Raw genomic sequence first — 17,087 nt, forward strand, 5'->3', positions numbered from 1 at the left:
TGGTTACATCTGGAGTTAGAGCTACACGTCTGACCGAAGTAGCATGTAGCTATAGCCCGTACCGTATCCGTAGGGGCAGGCACCGCTGAAGCGGGGCCGCCAGGACCGTCCTAAGGTAGGCCAAATGAGCACCGCAACCAACGAGAACACCACCGAGACCGCAGCCGCTGCCAGCGACGAACTCGCCGCGCACGAGGTCAAACTGACCGACGTCGCTGCAGGCAAGGTCCGCAGCCTCCTGGAGCAGGAGGGCCGGACCGACCTCCGCCTCCGCGTTGCCGTTCAGCCCGGCGGCTGCTCTGGCCTCATCTACCAGCTCTACTTCGATGAGCGCCTCCTGGACGGAGACGCCGTCCGTGACTATGACGGCGTTGAAGTTGTGGTGGACAAGATGAGCGTGCCCTACCTCAGCGGGGCCAGCATCGATTTCGAAGACACCATCTCGAAGCAGGGTTTCACCATCGATAATCCCAATGCCGGGGGCTCCTGCGCATGTGGTGATTCCTTCCACTGACCCGGTTCTTTCGCCCGATGTCGGCGCCCGCCTCCGGTCCGCTAAAAACGGCACGGAGGCACGGCGCCGACATGTGGGCGAAACGCCCGGCGGAGCGGTAAGCTCTACACCGAGTAGTAAAACTTTTAGTGTGCCCGGAAGGCTATTGAGGCAGCCGGGCAACAGCAGCAACAAGTAGGAAGGGCCGTCTGTGAGTTCGCAGAACCGAACCGGCAGCCGACGCAAAACGATCACATCGATCTCAGGCTTGGCAGTCGCCGGCGCGTTGGTTTTGACTGGATGTTCGCCAGAGGTATCGAGGGGGTGGCTGCCCACCGAGCGTGGCACCACCAATCACACTGACCGGATCATGGACCTCTGGGTCAACTCATGGATTGCCGCCCTTGTTGTGGGCATCATTACGTGGGGCTTGATCGTCTGGTGCCTTGTTGCCTACCGCCGCCGCAAGGGGACCGTGGGGTTCCCGAAGCAGATCAGCTTCAACCTCCCGCTCGAGGTGTTCTACCTGACCATCCCGGTTTTCATGGTCCTGGTGTTCTTCTACTTCACCGACCGCGACCAGCGGGCCATCGATGACCGCTCACAGCCGGCCGACGTCGTTGTTGACGTCCGCGGCAAGCAGTGGGCCTGGGACTTTAACTACAAGTCCGGCAACGTCATCGAAGAAGACGTCTACGAAGCCGGGGTCCAGGCTCACCTGACCGGTAACACCATCGACAAGGAAGCTCTTCCGACGCTTTACTTGCCGGTTGGAAAGTCCGTTGATCTTGAGCTCAACTCGCGCGACGTCATCCACTCTTTCTGGGTTCCTGCTTTCCTCCAGAAGCGCGACATGATCCCCGGCAAGACCAACTACATCCGGTTCACCCCCACTAAAGAGGGAACCTACGACGGTAAGTGCGCAGAACTCTGCGGCGAGTACCACTCCGAGATGCTGTTCCGCGTCAAAGTTGTCTCCGAAGCCGAATTCCAGGCTCACATGGACAAGCTCAAGGCTGCAGGCAACACGGGACTCATCGGTAAAGAGTACGACCGTAACCCCAACCTGAACGAAATTAAGTAAGGGGAGCGACGTGGCTACTTACACTCAGTCCGCACCTGTGGAGACCCTTCAGGCTCCCGTAGTTCCTAAATCCAAGGGGCGCATCGTCGTCAACTGGATCACCTCCACTGACCACAAGACCATCGGGTACATGTACCTGATCGCGTCGTTTGTGTTCTTCTGCCTGGGCGGCGTGATGGCGCTGCTGATCCGTGCCGAACTGTTCGAGCCCGGCATGCAGATCCTGCAGACCAAAGAGCAGTACAACCAGATGTTCACGATGCACGGCACCGTGATGCTGCTGATGTTCGCCACCCCGCTCTTCGCGGGCTTCACGAACGTGATCATGCCCCTGCAGATCGGTGCACCTGACGTCGCCTTCCCGCGGCTGAATGCCCTGGCCTTCTGGTTCTTCCTCTTCGGCTCCACCATCGCCGTCTCAGGCTTCATCACCCCGCAGGGTGCGGCGTCCTTTGGCTGGTTCGCGTACGCCCCGCTGTCAAACACCACGTTCAGCCCCGGCATCGGCGGTGACCTGTGGGTCTTCGGCCTGGCGCTGTCCGGTTTCGGTACCATCCTGGGTGCGGTCAACTTCATCACCACCATCATCTGCATGCGTGCTCCCGGCATGACCATGTGGCGCATGCCCATCTTCACCTGGAACGCGCTCGTCACCTCCATCCTGGTACTGATGGCCTTCCCGCCCCTTGCTGCAGCGCTCTTCGCCCTCGGTGCGGACCGCCGCTTCGGCGCCCACATCTTCGACCCGGAGAATGGCGGTGCGGTCCTGTGGCAGCACCTGTTCTGGTTCTTCGGCCACCCGGAGGTCTACATTATTGCGCTGCCGTTCTTTGGCATCGTCTCGGAGATCTTCCCGGTCTTCAGCCGCAAGCCGATCTTCGGCTACAAGGGCCTGGTCTACGCAACCATCGCCATCGCCGCCCTGTCCGTGACCGTGTGGGCCCACCACATGTACGTCACCGGTTCGGTGCTGCTGCCGTTCTTCGCGTTTATGACCATGCTTATCGCGGTACCCACGGGTGTGAAGTTCTTCAACTGGATCGGCACCATGTGGCGCGGGTCGCTGACCTTTGAGACCCCAATGCTGTGGAGCATCGGCTTCCTGGTCACGTTCCTCTTCGGCGGCCTGACCGGCATCATCCTGGCCTCCCCGCCGCTGGACTTCCACGTCTCCGACTCGTACTTCGTGGTGGCGCACTTCCACTACGTGGTGTTCGGCACCGTGGTGTTCGCGATGTTCGCCGGGTTCTACTTCTGGTGGCCGAAGTGGACGGGCAAGATGCTCAACGAACGCCTCGGCAAGATCCACTTCTGGCTGCTGTTCCTGGGCTTCCACGGCACGTTCCTCATCCAGCACTGGCTCGGTGTTGAGGGCATGCCCCGCCGCTACGCCGACTACCTGGTGGAGGACAACTTCACCTGGATGAACCAGTTCTCCACCATTGCCTCGTTTGTCCTCGGCGCCTCACTGATCCCGTTCTTCTGGAACGTCTACATCACGTGGCGCAGCGCGGAGCGCGTTGAGGTAGATGACCCGTGGGGCTTCGGCGCCTCGCTCGAATGGGCCACCTCCTGCCCGCCGCCGCGCCACAACTTCACCTCGCTGCCCCGGATCCGTTCAGAGCGTCCCGCCCTGGACCTCCACCACCCGGAGCTTTCACAGGTACACACCGTTGAGTCGCCGTCTGCTGCAGCGGCAGTGCTCGGTAACGCTGACCAGAAGGACACCGCCAAGTGAAAATCGAAGCATGGATATTTGGAGCCGGAGTCTTCTTCTTCGTACCGGTCTCCGTGATCTACGGTTTCCTGACCAACTGGAGTGAATGGGTCGGAATCCTCGGGGTCCTCCTGGTGGGTGGCCTCTCCGGAATGATCGGCGGCTACCTCGGCTTTACCGCCAAGCGCGTCGGGCCACGTCCCGAAGACCGCAATGACGCCGAGATCCACGAAGGCGCCGGCGAACAGGGGCACTTCAGCCCGTGGAGCTGGTGGCCGCTGGTGCTTGGTCTTTCCTGCGCAGGTGGATTCCTCGGCCTGGCAGTCGGCTGGTGGATTGTCTTCATCGCCGCCGGCCTCGCGGTGGTTGCGCTTGTGGGCTGGGTCTTCGAGTACAGCCGTGGCGACCACGCACACTAGGTTCCCCTGAGCCGGTCTCCGGACCAGCCAAAATAGTAAAGGCGTTGTGCCTCACCTCCGGGTGAGGCACAACGCCTTCTTTGTTGCCGTGCGAGTCGGCCTGGGCGGGGCCGCGACGTAGGGCGCCGCCCCTCGCGTCTTATCCCGTGGGAGGGCCTACGCCGCCCCCTGCGACTCGAGAAGTGCCGCAAGCATCTGAAGGGCCTCAGCAGCTGCTACCTGCCCGGAGGGCCCGCTCAGGGCACTGTCCGGGACAGCCAGCTCCACTTCGCACCCGAACGGAAAATCGGCCGTCATCACCTCAAGCAACGATCTGGCGTCCACGCCCTGGATTCCCGCCTTCCGGATGGTGACAGCAAGCCCTGTGGCTGTCACCGCCCTGACGAATTCCGCCGCCGGACGGGCATGCAATCCGATCGAAGCCGAAACCACGGCCTTGTGCATTGGCAAAGGGTCTCCTTTATCCGGACGGCCCCCACCGTCATTCCTGAAATTTCCAATCCAATATAGCTGTCCCATTGTCCGTGCCGCTAAACAGAGCGGATGATCGCGTGCTGGTCTAGACCTGCCTCGGGTTGGCTTAAGATTGAAGGGTGAATATCAAAGCAGGGATGGCATTCCGTGGCCGCTAGGGCCGAGGGCATCCGCGGGAACATTGACCGCAGCAGCGGCGTAGCCATCTACATCCAGCTCCGGGAGATCCTGCGGGCCTACATCAGTGAATCCTGTCCACCAGGGTCCGCCTTGCCGTCCGAACGGGATCTCGCCCTCCGGTTCGGGCTGGCCCGTATGACAGTCCGGCAGGCCATTGACGCCCTCGTCGGCGAGGAAGTCATCGAACGTGTGGTTGGCCTCGGCACCTTCGTCCGCAAGCCGAAACTGGACCTCCAGGTTAAACTGACGTCCTACAGCGAGGAGATGCAACGCCGTGGCATGGTCCCGGCTGCTAAAGTACTCAGCTTTGAACAGATCGGCGCCAGTGCCTTCCTGGCCCGTGAACTGCAGGTGGAGGAGGGGACGCCCTTGGTCCGGTTTCGGCGGTTGTTGCTGGCCGATGGTGAGCCCATGAGCGTGGACGAGAACTTTATCCCTGCGCAGCGCGTCCCCGGGCTGCTGGACGGCGAGCCACCAACGTCGCTTTACAACGTGCTGAGCGAGCAGTTCGGCCTGGTGATGGAGTGGGGTGAGGACATGATTGAAGCTACCGCGGCGTCACCTTCCACAGCGCGCCTCTTGAACGTCGACGTAGGCACACCCCTGCTGAAGATTCAACGGCACGCATTCGTGGCGCGGGCCATGGTTGACTACTCCGTTTCGTACTACCGGGCGGACCGCTACAAGCTGTGGGTTCCCCTCCAGCGGCCGGGAGTACGCACCGCACGGAACCATTCCTCCGGGTACCGCAGCAATTAGCCAAAAACGGGAAAGGCCCGGTCCAATGGACCGGGCCTTTCCCGTTGAAACTGAACTGCTGTCAGTGGCTGAGGCTCTTGCTTCCCTCTGCCGCTTCCACTGCAGGGGCGTGGTGGCCGTGAGCGGCCTCCAGCTCGGCAGGCGTAGCAGGAGCCACGCGGTCCTCGAAGAACCACCTGGAGAGAAACGCGCGCTGCTTTTCCTTGCGGGTCACGATGCCGTGCTCGTTGGGGATCGCAGGCAGCGGCGCGGGCGACTCGAAGCCCACCAGCTTGTAGCGCTTGTACTCGTCGAGGGGTGCATGCACTTCGATGAATTCGCCATGCGGCAGACGCACGATGCGGCCAGTCTCACGGCCATGCAGTGCGATCTCGCGATCCTTGCGCTGGAGGGCCAGCGCTACACGCTTGGTGACGATGTACGCGATGACCGGACCAACGAAGAACAGTGCCCGGAGCCAGTACGTCACATCGTTCAGGGAGACGTGGAAGTGCGTGGCGATGAGGTCAGAGCCGGCAGCTGCCCACATGACGCTGTACCAGACAAAGCCAGCCACACCGATAGCGGTGCGTGTCGGTGCGTTCCGCGGACGGTCCAGAACGTGGTGTTCACGGGTGTCCTTGGTGATCCAGCTTTCGATCCACGGGTACATGAACATCACAGTGAACAGGATTCCGGCCGGCACCAGGGCCGGGAGGAGGACGTTCAGCGTCAGGGTGTAGCCGAAGATGACGTACTCGAAGTGGAAGTCTCCGATAACACCCGGCATCAGGCGGAGTGCGCCGTCAACAAAGCCGATGTACCAGTCGGGCTGGGTACCGGCGGATACGGGGGAGGGATCATACGGGCCGTAGTTCCAGATCGGGTTGATCGTGAAGAAGGCCGCCATGAGGGCGACGACACCGAAGACGATGAAGAAGAAGCCGCCTGCCTTCGCCGCGTATACCGGGCCCAGCGGGTAGCCGACGACGTTACCGTCGTTGCGGCCCGGACCGGGGTACTGGGTGTGCTTGTGCACAACCACCATAAAGAGGTGGAGCACGATCATCAGCAGGATCAGCGCGGGCACAAGCAGGATGTGGAGCATGTACAGGCGGCCGATGACTGCGGTGCCGGGGAACTCGCCGCCAAAGAGGAAGAACGAGATATACGTGCCCACCACGGGAATGGCCTTGATAACGCCGTCGATGATGCGCAGGCCGTTGCCGGAGAGCAGGTCATCGGGGAGGGAGTAACCGGTGAAACCGGCTGCCATGGCGAGGATCAGGAGGACGCTGCCAACAACCCAGTTCATTTCACGCGGTTTGCGGAAGGCTCCGGTGAAGAAGACACGCAACATGTGCACGGCAATGGAAGCCACAAACAGCAGTGCTGACCAGTGGTGCACCTGGCGCATGAAGAGCCCGCCACGGATGTCGAAGGAGATGTTCAGCGAAGAGCTGTACGCTACCGACATTTCCACGTTCTTCAACGGCACATAGGAACCCGCGTAGTGGGTCTCAGCCATGGACGGATCGAACCAGAAGGTCAGGAAGGTGCCTGACAGCAGCAGAATGACGAATGAGTAGAGTGCCACTTCACCGAACATAAACGACCAGTGGTCGGGGAAGACTTTGCGCCCAAACTCGCGGAGGATACCGGAACCGCCGACCCGGGCGTCAACGAAATCAGTGATGCGTCCGGTCTTGGTCTTGGCTACGAAGGCGGGGGCTTCAGCTGTTGATGCTGCGCTCATGCTCATCACGCTCCCAGTAACTCGGTCCTACAGGTTCTTTGAAGTCGCTGGTTGCGACCAGGTAGCCCTCGTTGTCCACTGCGATGGGCAGCTGGGGGAGGGGCCGGCTGGCCGGGCCAAAGATCACCTTGCACTCTTGCGTGAGGTCGAAGGTGGACTGGTGGCACGGGCACAGCAGGTGGTGCGTCTGCTGCTCGTAAAGGGCAACAGGGCAACCGACGTGGGTGCAGATCTTGGAGTAGGCAACGATGCCGTTGTAGCTCCAGTCCTCTCGTCCTGCGGAAGGCTTCAGGGACGCAGGATCGAGACGCATGAGGAGCACAACAGCCTTGGCCTTTTCGTTGAGCTTGCCCTCGTGCAGTTCGTTCAGGCCTTCCGGAATGACGTGGAAGGCTGAGCCCAGGGTGACATCGGAGGCCTTGATGGGCGTACCGTCAGGGTCCCGGGTGAGGCGCTTGAGCTTGCCTTCCTGGGGAGCCCACATGGTGTGGGCCAGTTTGTTGTCCGGGCGGGGGCCAAGGTCACCAAATACCGCGATGGCGGGCAGAGGTGCCAAGGCAACGGCGCCGAGCAGGGTGTTGCGGATGAGCGGGCGGCGCTTGATGCCGGTCTCCTCCACAATGTCGTCCACGATGCGCACCGCGGCCTGGCGGTCGTCTTCGGTGCGGATCGCGTGGCGCTCCTCCGAGACTTCGTGGTCCGGCATGAGGGCCTTGGCCCAATGCACAATGCCAGTGCCGATGCCAAGCATGGCAAAGGCTGTGCCAAGCCCCAGGAGGGCGTTCTGCAGGCGGATCGTGGCAATGCCTGCCCCTGCGCCTTCGCCCAAATCGATGGCGAAGTACGCCACCAGGAAGATCAGGGTGCCAACAACGGAGATGCCGAAAAGTACAGCTACCTGCCGTTCTGCCCGTTTGGCTGCCTTCGGGTCCGTGTCAGCCAGGCGCAAACGATGCGGAGGAAGTCCAGGATCCTGGAATTTCTCCACCTCATTCTGACCAGCCGTAGCTACGGTGCCCGAGTGGTTCGGACTGCCGTCACTATGGTTGCCCATAATTCGCCTCATCCTTCTCTCGTCCCGGCGTCTGCCGGGTTAGTTTTCAATTTCAAACTGCTGACTGGGCAGCAGAAGTTCTTAAGGGTCCCGTTGTCCTAGGACGTTCGGGACGTCAGCCAGATCGTGAAGGCGATAATGACTCCAAGTCCGGCGATCCAGACGAAGAGGCCTTCAGCAACCGGGCCTAGTGAGCCCAGGTCCGCGCCACCGGGCGAGCCGTTGGCTTCGATCTGCTTCAGGAAGGTGATGATGTCGCGCTTGCCTTCGGGCGTTACGTTCGCGTCACTGAAGACGGGCATGTTCTGCGGGCCCGTGACCATGGCCTCGTAGATGTGCTTGCCCGAAACGTCGGCAAGGGCAGGAGCGAACTTGCCACGGGTCAACGCACCGCCGGCGGCAGCTGCGTTGTGGCACATGGCGCAGTTCACGCGGAAGAGCTCGCCACCCGCGGCAGCATCACCCTTTTCGTCCAGCAGGCCTTCTTCAGGAATTGCCGGGCCTGCTCCCAGGGAAGCGACGTAACCTGCGAGCTGGTGGGTCTGCTCGTCGTTGAACTGGGCGGGCTTCTTGTAAGCCTGGGGTCCGTTCATCTGCATCGGCATGCGGCCGGTTCCGACCTGGAAGTCAACTGCGGCTGCACCAACACCCACCAACGCGGGGCCATCCTGAGAGCCGCTGGCGCCCATTCCATGGCAGGTGGCGCAGTTGGCTTCGAAGAGCTTTTCGCCTTCGGCGGTGTCACTTGCGCTGTAGCTGGTGGTGGATGCCTTGGCCTCGTTGACGTTGGTGGCAACGGCATAGAGCCCACCAGTGACGAGTAGCCCCATCAGGAGCAGCGCTATGACTGCTAGTGGGTGACGCCGCTTTTGCGAGAGAGCCTTCACGTGGTGGTTCCTTTATTCGATCCTGCGCCGGCTCCGTGAGCCGCTTCTTGAAATTCTGCCTCTTGTAGAAAAGGAATCAAAGCTTGACTACTTCAGTACGTAGATGACCAGGAAGAGGCCGATCCAGACAACATCCACAAAGTGCCAGTAGTAGGAGGTGACAATGGCCGAGGTTGCCTCAAAGTGGCCAAACTTCTTCGCAGCGAACGAGCGTCCGATGATGAAGAGGAAAGCTACGAGGCCGCCGATAACGTGCAGGCCGTGGAAGCCGGTGGTGATGTAGAAGGCCGAGCCATAGGCATTGGATGAGAGCGATACGTGCTCTGACACAAGCATGGCGTATTCCGTGGTCTGGCCCGCGACGAAGAATGCACCCATGATGAAGGTCAGGGTGAACCATTCGTTCATGCCCCAGCGGGAGAGCTGGAAGCGTCCGCCCGTCTTGCGGGGCTGCAGCCGTTCGGCGGCGAAGACGCCCATCTGGCAAGTAAACGAACTGGCCACAAGGACGATGGTGTTAACGAGCGCAAAGGGGAAGTTGAGCTTGGCTGTCTCTTCGGCCCACATCTGTCCGCTCGTGGAGCGCAGTGTGAAGTACATGGCAAAGAGACCGGCGAAGAACATCAACTCGCTGGACAGCCAAACAACGGTTCCGACGGAAACCATATTGGGGCGGTTCAGCGTGGGGTGCGCCGGGGTACTGGGGGCATGGGTCGCAGATGTCACATAGACATTATGTCTATAAAAGTCCGTACTTCCCAACGCGAACCGCCTTTTCGGGGGACTTTTTCTACAAAGACGCGAAATCACCGGGAAAAGTTCCTGGAGCCGTTCACATTGGTCAGGGGTTGGGTGGGTCGATAGCATCAGGAGGTGACTTCTCAGGCAACCGCGCCGGCGGACAGCAACACATGGCCCCGGCTCATTTCAGCGCTCATCAACGGCACCGATCTCACAGCGGAAAGCACCGCTTGGGCAATGGACAGAATCATGTCCGGGGAGGCGACGCCCTCACAGATAGCTGGATTCCTCGTGGCCCTCAGCTCCAAGGGTGAGACAGTTAACGAAATTTCGGGGCTGGTGGAGGCGATGCTGCGCCACGCGACACCCATCAGTATTCCTGGCGAGAAGCTCGACATCGTGGGCACTGGCGGTGACCAGCTCAACACAGTCAATATCTCCACCATGGCGGCCTTGGTGGCAGCCGGCGCGGGAGCGAAGGTCGTCAAGCACGGCAACCGGGCAGCGTCGTCGTCTTCCGGCTCGGCTGACGTACTTGAGGCCCTTGGAGTCCGGCTCGACCTTCCTGTAGAGCAGGTTGCCCGCAATGCGGGGGAGGCGGGGATCACCTTTTGCTTCGCGCAGGTGTTCCATCCGTCCTTCCGCCACACGGCGGTGCCCAGGCGGGAGCTGGCAATTCCCACGGCATTCAACTTCTTGGGACCCTTGACCAATCCGGCACTGGTTCAGGCCTCAGCCGTGGGCGTGGCCAATGCCCGGATGGCTCCGCTGGTGGCCGGCGTTCTGGCGCAGCGGGGGAGCCGCGGGCTGGTCTTCCGCGGCAACGACGGGTTGGACGAACTGACCACGACGGGCCCCTCCACTGTCTGGGAGATCCGTGGTGGCGCTGTCACCGAACTGAACTTTTCACCGGCCGACCTTGGCATCCGTCCAGCAACTGTGGAGGAACTCCGTGGCGGGGACGCCAAGGCGAACGCCGCCGTCGTGCGTGATGTCCTTGCCGGAAAGACCGGAGCCGCGCGCGACGCCGTACTGCTCAATGCTGCCGCCGGACTGGTCGCATTCGATGCGACGGCGGAGGGGCCGTTCCTGGACCGCATGCGTTCGGCCGTGGGCCGGGCTGCTGACTCGATCGATTCGGGTGCCGCCGCGGCGGTCCTGGAAAAGTGGGTCTCCCTGACCCGGCCGTGATACACCGGTTGGTCAAAATATGGCGGGCCCGGCTGATTAGCCGGGCCCGCCAATTGTTTGGTCCAGGGACGTGCTACTGCTCGAAACCCAGTGCAAAGGCAGCATCGAGATCGTGCTGGGAGTAAGCACGGAAAGCGATGTGGGTGGTGGTGTGGACAACAGCGGGGACCTTGGAGAGTTTGTCGGCAATGACATCGGCCAGATCCTCGTGCCGTGCAACACGGGCAACGGCGATCAGGTCCCATTCCCCCGTCACGGAATAGACCTCGCTGATCCCTGGAATCGCGGAAATCTCCTCAGCGGTTTCCGGGATGCGTGCGGCGTCAGTCTTGATCAGAACGAATGCGGTGATCACTTGTCAATCCTTCCGGATCAGTTGGCCGTAGCGGTGCCCGGCAGGACTCAATGGTGATGCCAGCCTATTACATGGCCCCCGCACGGGAGGCGTGAAACGCAACGCACGTCCCTGTGGCGTCAGGACTTCCTTAGCCTGCCGGCCAGCGCCAGAAGCGCCCGGTAACCAACCAGAAACAGCCCGAGGCTCAAGAGGGCCACAATGACGAAGGCCAGCACCACTGTCTGGCCAGTCATGGCACGCAGAACCATGCCGCCCGCAACGGCTCCGAGCCAGATTGCCAGGCCGGACCGTAGGGACAGCGGACGCCGCCATGCCCGGGCCGCCAGCCATCCCAGGGCAGCCCCGGCGAGGAAAGGCCAAGCGGTGAGGAAGACGCCGGTGACCACGTCACCCCGCTGGTGTGTGTCCCTCCCGATCGCGGCGAAGGCCAGGATCAGGACGGCGTCGAACAGCGCTGCGGCAATAACAGTGCGTGTGCCACCGGAAGCGGATGGCTGATGGATCGGGGAAGTCATGGCTTCGAGCCTAGCGCGGGGCGCCCCGGGGCGGCGAAGGGAAGCCCCGGGGCGGGGAGACGGCACCCGTCGCAGGCCGTTGTCCCGGATGGAGCTCCGGACTAGGCTCAAGCCGGAAGGGAGCACCCCGTGGAGAAAATTTCAACGTGCTTATGGTTTGAGAACGAAGCTGAAGACGCAGCCGAGTTCTACGCATCAGTTTTCGATGACTCCAGGATTCTGGACGTATCGCGTTACGCGGAGGGCGGCCCTGGTCCGGCAGGTCAAGTCATCACCGTCGAGTTTGAGATCGCGGGGAGCAAGTTTCTTGCGCTCAATGGGGGAGCACCGGCTAACTTCACCGAAGCCGTCTCTTTTGTTGTCGACTGTGCGGACCAGGAGGAAGTGGACCGTTACTGGTCAGCGCTGACTGATGGCGGGTCCGAGAGCCAGTGTGGCTGGTTGAAGGACCGTTATGGCGTGTCCTGGCAGATTGTGCCGGCCCTGCTGGGCTCTCTGATCGGCGGTCCGGACCGGGAAGGTGCCCAGCGCGCAATGCAGGCAATGCTCAGGATGCAGAAGCTTGATATCGCAGCCCTTCAACTGGCCTACGACGGCTGATACAGACAACCTCAGGCGCTTTGCTCGACCCTCCGCACCAGCCAGCTGGCCTCCCACCGGACGTTGTACTGTCCATCGGCGTCCCACTCAACCAAGACGTGCGTGACTGTATAGGCGATGGCACTTCCAATGCTGGAGCGTACCCTGACGGGAGCTGGCCTGAGCATAATCACAGGCCTTCCGGGGGCTTCGTCCAGCGCGTGCTTCCGTGCCTGGGGGATGAAGGATTGTGGGCTGAGGGATTGCAGCATATGACGTCCTAAGAGCCAGGAACTGAACAATGCCGCTATCTCCGGTCCGCGGAAAGATCGACACTGACTGCCCAATGGTGCTGGGAAGCAGACGTACCCAGCGTGCCGCCATAAGACGACACTAAGAGCCGTGGATGGTCCTTACACGCGTAGGCAGTACTCAACTTTTTCTGGTGGGCTACTTGCCGTGGGTGAAGGGCTCACTGCTTGAGCGCGGAGTGCTTGCTCAGGTCGCGACAGCGGCGGTTGCGTCCCTGAGGATGCCGGCGACGAAGGCCATGCAGTGCAACACCGTCAGCCTGACGGTGTTCCAAGAATCGGCGGTCTTCCTTGTTCGCCCGTAACTGCTTGCAGGGCTCCGTTGAGCCATGGCGTCAGGGCCGGGATTGTGCCCGAAGGTGTTGACGGAGGCCTGGGATTGCGAAGTCCACCATTCCATGGGCGGTAGGTTCGATGAGGCCGGCCGCCAGCAGTCTCGAGCGGTAGTTGGCGACGAGATTTGTCCTGGCTCCGATGCGTCGGCCGATGTCCCCGGCAACAGAAGGTCCGTCGTCCTCTGCCATGGCATGAAGGAAGTCAAGGTCCTTGGGGGAGGCAGCGGCGAGGGCTGCTTCGATGACGGTGCGTCCATTGCGGCGGTTTGCCGCCTCGATGGCGCGTTCGACTGTTTCCGCAGTGAGGAGGCCCTGGTTGATTTCAGCTTCCTTCCAGAGGAAGTAGCCGACAAGTTGGATGAGGAACGGGTATCCTCCCGTGGCCTCTGCTGCCCGGCGGACAAGGTCGGGGGAGACCGCGAAGGCTGCCTCGGCGAAGGTACCCGCGAAAGACTCCTCGACTTCCCGGACGGCTGCGGCGTGGAGATCGATCTTGTCGGCCCGGCGGAGGAATGTTGCCACTCCTTCGTTGAGCAGGTCGGACACGGCGGCGGGCAGCCCCGCGAAGACCAGGCCGATGGGCAGCCGGTCCTGGATGAAGTGCTGGACGCTGGCGGCCAGCTGGGCGAGTTCGCTGCGGTCGGCGGCATGGATCTCGTCCACCGTAATGACGAGTCCGTTGCCGCGTTCATCCAGAATTCTGAGGAGGTCCGCACCCAGTGTCCGCCATGCCACCTGGCGTTCGGGCGGGAGCTGGGTGGTGATACTGAAACCCGCGGCCGCGATCGCAGTGATCCGGCGGTTCGCCGGCCCGGCGCCAAGCTCTTCGGCGAGCTGACGCATGGACTCGCCGATCCGGCCCATGAAACCTGCAGTGGCGGTCTCGGAAACGACGGCCCAGCCCTTTTCGCGGGCGATGTCGTGTGCGGCGCCGATCATGACAGTCTTGCCGATCCCGCGGGCCCCGGTGAAAATGGTCAACAAGCCAGGGGCACCGGATCCCAGCCGGAGACCGTACTCGAACTCATCAAGCACGCCGGCCCTACCCAGGATTTCCGGTGGCGTCGCCCCGGCCGAGGGGCGAAAGGGGTTCTCCATCGACCGGCTCCTGTGAGTTCGTATGAGTTTTGTGAGTTTGCGTGGACAACGTGAGTTTATATGAGTTTTGTGAGTTTGGGGGAGTGCATTCCACTCCTCCTGCAGCTTCCCAGCAGGATCAGGTGTCAGATGCACCGCTGGTGACATGCACCATCACATCGACCTACTCGCAGATTTCAACCGGGGCGTGCTGTCAGCGGCGCCGTCTGACACTTCTGGTAACCGTGCATATTCATTCCAGCACATCCTCAGCTGACGGAGCCGAGGCATCTCGTGTCGTGATTCCGGCTCGCGAGGAGCTGGATGACTTGCTTCTCAGCACTAAGCCGTCGCTCTAGACGCCGAGGCCAAATCTCGGGATCCGGAAGGCCAAAGGCGGAAAGCGGCGACGGCGGGACCTCCCGCCGTCGTCCACTTCTGCTTCGTTACCTGTCCGGCCAGAGCCGCGGAGTCCGTTTAGCGGCCACGTCCTCGGTCCAGCCGATAGTGAGAAAAACGATGGCAAGGAGCAGCCAGACGCCGCCGAACCGGGTCCACTCGCTGTCCAGCAGCCAGGGTATGGCGGCGCGAATCACCTCATTGTCGGAGAGCCTGCTGATGATTGCCACGCTGACCGCCAGCAGCAGGGTATGCCAGAGGTAAACGGTGACTGCCCGGTTGTTAATGAGGGTGACTGGCTTATCGAGGAGCCTGATCGGCCTGGGCAGCGACTTCCATGATGGCGAGATCCGCAGGAGCATCGCGCAGAACCCGAAGGCCCACAGGCCATCTGCCCCGCCAATATTGTTCAGGTCCCAGCCCTCGTCGACTAGTTCGGGTGCGGCCCAGAGGAAGCCGAGGGCCATGATCACCGGTCCGGCTGAGAACACGATCCATCGCGGGACGCTGCGCAGCAGGCCGAAGTAGTGGGCGAAGCCGAGAATCCAGCAGGAGCCGTAGGTGGCGAAGTCGCCGACGCCACTGTCCGCCCAGTCGGGCAGCGTCACCCAACCGGCGGCGAGTGGCACCATGATTCCCAGAGGCGCTGCCAGCGTAATCCACGGCAGCCGGCGGAATGCCGCGAGCAGCAGCGGAGACAAAAGCATAAACCAGAAGTACGCACGGATGTACCAGAGGATGACTCCAGCATCTGCGGCCCACGCGCTATCAACCAGGCCTTCGTCAGAACCTATGCTTTCCGGGTAGGGCGGGTCACCGAGCGGGATGAACCACAATACGATTTCGGACCAGGAGCGGCCCTCGTCCTGGTCCGGGCTCCAGCCTTGCCAGAGAATGAGAAACAAAACCGTGGCGCTGTAGACCCACAGGGGCAGCAACAGGCGCCGGGTCCGGCTTTTCAGGACGCCCAGGGCAGGCCGCTCGAGGGAACGCGCCATCAGGGCTCCCGCGAGGGCGAACATAACACCCATGGAAGGGAAGACCAGACTCAGCCAGGCTGCGTTTGAGAAAGTATGGTAGGCGACAACCCGGACCAGGGCGATCGCACGCAGCAGGTCCAGGTAGCGGTCGCGTCCGGAATGCCCTGGCACCGGAGGGACCGGGGTGACATGGTTCGGGGTGCCAACCCGGCCCAATGCGGCGGCCGCAGGTGCGGGATTTGTACTGACTGCCGTGTTCTCCATCAACTGGTCCCTTTGCTGTTGCCCGCAGCCCTGAACGGCGGGGGCAGGAGACGCTACCGTCAACCCGCACCCGACATTATCAGCGGCTGCGTCCGAAGAGACCGGGTCCGGCTACCTAATATCAGCGGCGGTAGGGGTTACGTGAACGCCTGAGGGGGATCGTGCATCAGATGCAGCAATCACGATCTACTTTACATAATGTAGATTATCGGCGTTAAGTTCCAAGCCCTGGAGAGGGGCAAACAGCGGCGTTCCAGCGGCCCGCTGCTGAAGATGACGTTCGGTTCGTCATGCAGGACCTTGGTTGCAATTCCGTACGCAACGCGTTCAGCGCAACTGCATGTTTCCCTAGGTCAGGCGCAGGTTCGGCACGTCCGGATATTAATCAACGACGTCGACGCCAAATGCCCGGCACGCCGCGGGATTTCACGCCCAACACTGGCGACGCGCCGTCAATTGGTCTCTTTCATGCTGGTCAATGTAACGTTTAGGTCACCGGTTGACGCACACGCCTACTGGAGCGTCCTGAACGCTTTTGCGTGTGATATTGCCAGGCGGCAACGCCTTGTGCTCCGACAACCGTGACCAACTCCGGGCAGGACACATTTCCTTAGCCTGGCCGTTCCGCACTCCCATGAAGAGGCTTTATTTTCCATGCGCAAAAGAAGTCTGCTGGCCGCCGGCATGCTCACGGTCCTGCTCGCCACCTCGGCGTGTGGCGCCGTGACCGGTGCCACAAACTCACCTACACAGCCGTCGGGTCCGCCCAACACCGGGCCTGAAGCCAGCTTCATCGCCGGGTATGACATTTCATCCGACGAGGTCGGAACCACCCAGCGCGCCGCGGCTGCTGCGGCTGCCAGAAAGGCCGGGGAGGCCGGGGCGGCCGGGGCGGCCTTTGTGGCAGCCAGGAAGACGGCCGCAAGGGTGCAGGCGGCGGGCCGAAACCCGGTTGCCGCCGCGGCACGCGCTGTGGCTCCGAAACTGGCACTGAAGCCGGCCACGGCTCCCCTGCTGCCGGTGTTGTCCGGTGGGCAGACCGACAACGCTGCTGACGCGACTGTGCACACGCGGCACGACAACCAACCAGTCGGCCCGGAAGCCGTCGGCCACGGGGAACAGCACAAGAATGTCACGGGTGCGGGCACTGACGAGGACCCGGTCACCGGCGACCCGGGCCATTGCCCCGCCACCGGTGAGGACGTGGATTCGCCGGCCGGAACGCGGAGCGACGACGCGAATGCCCGCCGCGACTTCAACGTCGAAGACGATAGCGACGACTGCAACGATTCCCAGGGCGGCACGTGCCACCGGAGCGTCAAGGAGAACCGCAAAAACCATTCGGATTGACATGCGGATCCGGGCAGGAGGCTGGGTGACGAGACGCTCCTGAAGCACTTGGTCGTCCGGACCTGGTCACGGGACTCACCCGAAGGCCCCTGCGGAGGCTGGCGCAATGCGTTGGCCTCCGCTTTCGTCTGCGTAAGGCGCCGGCCTCACAACAACTGGCTTCCGGCAAGCCCTGCCATTGTCTT

General features: G+C 62.1%; 18 protein-coding genes. 8 read left to right on the top strand and 10 right to left on the bottom strand.

Going from position 1 to position 17,087, the window contains the following annotated elements; translation table 11 throughout:
* Positions 1-124 precede the first annotated feature (124 nt).
* The 4 genes from J2808_RS13145 (at position 125) to J2808_RS13160 (ending at position 3,713) form a co-directional block, all read left to right on the top strand.
* Entirely contained in the window at positions 125-514 is a 390-nt protein-coding gene (locus J2808_RS13145) for a HesB/IscA family protein (protein WP_190988351.1), read from the top strand.
* 190 nt (positions 515-704) lie between these two features.
* Positions 705-1,577 (top strand): aa3-type cytochrome oxidase subunit II, encoded by an 873-nt coding sequence (ctaC, locus tag J2808_RS13150; protein ID WP_309817158.1) that lies wholly within the window; start codon positions 705-707, stop codon positions 1,575-1,577.
* Positions 1,578-1,587: 10 nt separating this feature from the next.
* Positions 1,588-3,315 carry an aa3-type cytochrome oxidase subunit I gene (ctaD, locus tag J2808_RS13155; RefSeq protein WP_309817160.1) on the top strand — a complete coding sequence of 576 codons (1,728 nt, stop codon included), beginning with the start codon at positions 1,588-1,590 and terminating at the stop codon, positions 3,313-3,315.
* Positions 3,312-3,713, top strand: a complete 402-nt coding sequence (locus tag J2808_RS13160; RefSeq protein WP_309817163.1) for a cytochrome c oxidase subunit 4 — start codon at positions 3,312-3,314, stop codon at positions 3,711-3,713. Before ctaD ends, J2808_RS13160 begins: the two co-directional genes overlap by 4 nt.
* Before the next feature lie 156 nt (positions 3,714-3,869).
* Here J2808_RS13160 and J2808_RS13165 read toward each other — a convergent pair whose 3' ends face one another.
* Positions 3,870-4,163, bottom strand: a complete 294-nt coding sequence (locus J2808_RS13165) for an HPr family phosphocarrier protein (RefSeq protein ID WP_309817165.1) — start codon at positions 4,161-4,163, stop codon at positions 3,870-3,872.
* Between the two features lie 171 nt (positions 4,164-4,334).
* Between J2808_RS13165 and J2808_RS13170 the strand changes: the two genes are divergently transcribed.
* Positions 4,335-5,126: a GntR family transcriptional regulator gene (locus tag J2808_RS13170; protein ID WP_309817167.1), complete on the top strand. Its 792-nt coding sequence runs from the start codon at positions 4,335-4,337 to the stop codon at positions 5,124-5,126.
* Positions 5,127-5,187: 61 nt separating this feature from the next.
* On the opposite strand, the gene qcrB is transcribed toward J2808_RS13170, so the two are convergent.
* From qcrB to ctaE, 4 genes are all read right to left on the bottom strand, one after another.
* The gene (qcrB, locus tag J2808_RS13175) at positions 5,188-6,861 is read right to left on the bottom strand and encodes a cytochrome bc1 complex cytochrome b subunit (RefSeq protein WP_309817170.1); all 1,674 of its coding nucleotides are present in this window, start codon (positions 6,859-6,861) and stop codon (positions 5,188-5,190) included.
* The gene (gene qcrA, locus J2808_RS13180; RefSeq protein WP_309817173.1) at positions 6,839-7,915 is read right to left on the bottom strand and encodes a cytochrome bc1 complex Rieske iron-sulfur subunit; all 1,077 of its coding nucleotides are present in this window, start codon (positions 7,913-7,915) and stop codon (positions 6,839-6,841) included. Before qcrA ends, qcrB begins: the two co-directional genes overlap by 23 nt.
* A 98-nt stretch (positions 7,916-8,013) precedes the next feature.
* The gene (gene qcrC, locus J2808_RS13185; protein ID WP_309817176.1) at positions 8,014-8,802 is read right to left on the bottom strand and encodes a cytochrome bc1 complex diheme cytochrome c subunit; all 789 of its coding nucleotides are present in this window, start codon (positions 8,800-8,802) and stop codon (positions 8,014-8,016) included.
* 87 nt (positions 8,803-8,889) lie between these two features.
* Positions 8,890-9,528, bottom strand: coding sequence for an aa3-type cytochrome oxidase subunit III (gene ctaE / locus J2808_RS13190; protein WP_309817179.1), 639 nt, complete (start codon positions 9,526-9,528; stop codon positions 8,890-8,892).
* A gap of 147 nt (positions 9,529-9,675) precedes the next feature.
* On the opposite strand from ctaE, the gene trpD reads away from it, so the two are divergent.
* A complete protein-coding gene (gene trpD / locus J2808_RS13195; protein ID WP_309817182.1) occupies positions 9,676-10,734 on the top strand; it encodes an anthranilate phosphoribosyltransferase in 1,059 nt (352 codons plus the stop codon).
* Positions 10,735-10,807: 73 nt separating this feature from the next.
* On the opposite strand, the gene J2808_RS13200 is transcribed toward trpD, so the two are convergent.
* Positions 10,808-11,089, bottom strand: a complete 282-nt coding sequence (locus J2808_RS13200; protein WP_056340053.1) for an Lrp/AsnC family transcriptional regulator — start codon at positions 11,087-11,089, stop codon at positions 10,808-10,810.
* Between the two features lie 119 nt (positions 11,090-11,208).
* Entirely contained in the window at positions 11,209-11,607 is a 399-nt protein-coding gene (locus J2808_RS13205; protein WP_309817194.1) for a DUF3054 domain-containing protein, read from the bottom strand.
* A 129-nt stretch (positions 11,608-11,736) separates the two neighbouring features.
* Here J2808_RS13205 and J2808_RS13210 point away from each other — a divergent pair, with 129 nt between their 5' ends.
* A complete protein-coding gene (locus tag J2808_RS13210) occupies positions 11,737-12,207 on the top strand; it encodes a VOC family protein (RefSeq protein WP_309817198.1) in 471 nt (156 codons plus the stop codon).
* An 11-nt stretch (positions 12,208-12,218) separates the two neighbouring features.
* Here the strand turns inward: J2808_RS13210 and J2808_RS13215 are convergent, their stop codons facing one another.
* The 3 genes from J2808_RS13215 to J2808_RS13225 all read right to left on the bottom strand — a co-directional run bounded on the left by J2808_RS13215 (position 12,219) and on the right by J2808_RS13225 (position 15,552).
* A complete protein-coding gene (locus J2808_RS13215) occupies positions 12,219-12,458 on the bottom strand; it encodes a hypothetical protein (protein ID WP_309817200.1) in 240 nt (79 codons plus the stop codon).
* Positions 12,459-12,832: 374 nt separating this feature from the next.
* The gene (locus J2808_RS13220) at positions 12,833-13,930 is read right to left on the bottom strand and encodes an ATP-binding protein (protein ID WP_309817203.1); all 1,098 of its coding nucleotides are present in this window, start codon (positions 13,928-13,930) and stop codon (positions 12,833-12,835) included.
* A 425-nt stretch (positions 13,931-14,355) separates the two neighbouring features.
* Positions 14,356-15,552, bottom strand: coding sequence for an acyltransferase family protein (locus J2808_RS13225; RefSeq protein WP_309817207.1), 1,197 nt, complete (start codon positions 15,550-15,552; stop codon positions 14,356-14,358).
* Positions 15,553-16,206: 654 nt separating this feature from the next.
* Here J2808_RS13225 and J2808_RS13230 point away from each other — a divergent pair.
* Positions 16,207-16,902, top strand: a complete 696-nt coding sequence (locus tag J2808_RS13230) for a hypothetical protein (protein ID WP_309817209.1) — start codon at positions 16,207-16,209, stop codon at positions 16,900-16,902.
* Positions 16,903-17,087: the final 185 nt, after the last annotated feature.

Origin of the sequence: Pseudarthrobacter sulfonivorans, assembly GCF_031454915.1 — a bacterium.
Taxonomy (GTDB): domain Bacteria; phylum Actinomycetota; class Actinomycetes; order Actinomycetales; family Micrococcaceae; genus Arthrobacter; species Arthrobacter sulfonivorans_C.

Excerpts from the sequence above, each read along its gene's own strand:
- J2808_RS13145 (WP_190988351.1), top strand. The coding sequence starts at position 125 with ATGAGCACCGCAACCAACGAGAACACCACCGAGACCGCAGCCGCTGCC.
- qcrB (WP_309817170.1), bottom strand. The coding sequence starts at position 6,861 with ATGAGCGCAGCATCAACAGCTGAAGCCCCCGCCTTCGTAGCCAAGACC.
- qcrA (WP_309817173.1), bottom strand. The coding sequence starts at position 7,915 with ATGGGCAACCATAGTGACGGCAGTCCGAACCACTCGGGCACCGTAGCT.
- J2808_RS13205 (WP_309817194.1), bottom strand. The coding sequence starts at position 11,607 with ATGACTTCCCCGATCCATCAGCCATCCGCTTCCGGTGGCACACGCACT.
- J2808_RS13215 (WP_309817200.1), bottom strand. The coding sequence starts at position 12,458 with ATGCTGCAATCCCTCAGCCCACAATCCTTCATCCCCCAGGCACGGAAG.
- J2808_RS13220 (WP_309817203.1), bottom strand. The coding sequence starts at position 13,930 with ATGGAGAACCCCTTTCGCCCCTCGGCCGGGGCGACGCCACCGGAAATC.
- J2808_RS13225 (WP_309817207.1), bottom strand. The coding sequence starts at position 15,552 with ATGGAGAACACGGCAGTCAGTACAAATCCCGCACCTGCGGCCGCCGCA.
- J2808_RS13230 (WP_309817209.1), top strand. The coding sequence starts at position 16,207 with ATGCGCAAAAGAAGTCTGCTGGCCGCCGGCATGCTCACGGTCCTGCTC.